The 1,514-nt window shown below is 57.3% G+C and carries 2 protein-coding genes; both read right to left on the bottom strand.

Features of this window, described 5'->3' with window-relative positions:
- Positions 1–641 (bottom strand): glycosyltransferase (locus tag A2J01_RS35500; protein ID WP_156519455.1); only part of this gene is annotated, 641 nt, incomplete at its 3' end.
- Positions 642–791: 150 nt separating this feature from the next.
- Positions 792–1,514: exopolysaccharide biosynthesis polyprenyl glycosylphosphotransferase (locus A2J01_RS30540; protein WP_156519454.1), on the bottom strand; the 723-nt coding region annotated here is incomplete at its 5' end.

Genomic DNA, 1,514 nt, shown 5'->3' with positions numbered 1-1,514 from the left:
TTCTGCTTGGATAGACGGCCACAGGCCAGGAGCCGTAGAGGTGCCCCCGAAGATTCACGACGAATGGTTTCTCTCGAGTCAACTCGGATCAAGTTCGGCTCGTAAACAAGCCGAGCGTGCGGTCCGTAACGTCGTTGACGAATCTGACTCACGGCTGATTCCGAAGGTGCGGTGATCAGCTTTGCGTGCCGAAGTGCTTTACGAACGAGCATGTTCTCGACCAGGGAGAAAACGCCAGTTTCATCCGCACTCGGCAACTGATGGAAGGTCGCAATCAGCTCACTCGGAAGACGTTTGAGCAAACTCGAAACGCCTAGTGCGACATGGCTACCCCTCATCAGTGAATAGACCACATCCGAATGCTGTAGATGTGTTGCTATGGCACGACTGGCTCCGACCAGTCCGCCAGGACTCCTTGGATAGTCGAGCATGACGAACTCGTCTGCGAGGTCCGCAACCTCGTTGAAGTCGCGGCAGCCTGCAAACAAAGTGACCACGGTCGTATGTGTGTCGGTAAGCCCGCGCAATAACCCGCACAATGATTTCTGTGCACCCCCACCTTCCAACCAGGGCGCCACAACAAGCAACGACTTCAACTTTGGCGGTTCCGACACAAACTTCTCCTGGTCAATTTGCTCCATCACTTCCCAACATCGCCTTGAGCGCCTTCGCGACGATCGTGTTCTCGCTCGCCATCGACCAGTTGTCGACGTACGAAAGATCAAGGGGAGCTATGCCTTTCCACCGAGAACGTCACGAACTGAAGTCGGTCCCGAATCCGCATTCACGTCTCAGTACGCACCGTCACTGGCCAACACCGCTTTCAACGTTTTGCCGACGATCAATACATCACCCATCAGCGACCAGTTGTCGACGTACGAAAGGTCCAGTCGTACAGTCTCTTCCCAAGAAAGGTCCGATCGTCCACTGACCTGCCACAATCCTGTGATCCCCGGCTTGACAAGAAGTCGGCGACTGACAGTTCCGTCGTAGGCCTCGACCTCGCGGCGAAGCGGAGGCCTGGGGCCGACCACGCTCATCTCGCGCCGAAGAACATTGACGAACTGTGGCAGCTCGTCAATCGAGTAACGGCGCAAGAAGCGCCCGACCGGTGTAACGCGCGGGTCGTCGCGCATCTTGAAGATCACACCGGCGCCGTCGTTCTGGGCCATCAACGACTCCACCTGTGAGTCTGCGTTCTGGACCATCGAACGGAACTTGAGCATCGGGAATGGTTTGCCGTCCAGTCCCATTCGCTCCGCTCGATACAACACCGGGCCCGGGCTCGAGAGCTTGACCGCCAGAGCCGCGGCCAGGAGAACAGGTGCAATTGCTGCCAGTAACAATGACGCGAAAATTACGTCGAACGAAGATTTCGCAAAGCGTTGCGCACCATGATATTTCGGGCGCTCGACGCGTATCAAAGGCTGACCGGCCACCGGCCGCATCGACAGGCGCGGCCCCGACACGTCGACGATACTTGGCGCAACGACCAGATCTACGTCCCGCGATTC

The organism is Rhodococcus sp. EPR-134 (assembly GCF_001647205.1).
Taxonomy (GTDB): domain Bacteria; phylum Actinomycetota; class Actinomycetes; order Mycobacteriales; family Mycobacteriaceae; genus Rhodococcus_F; species Rhodococcus_F qingshengii.
Note: the sequence above shows the minus strand (reverse complement) of the source record. Positions and strands in the feature narration are given on the sequence as shown.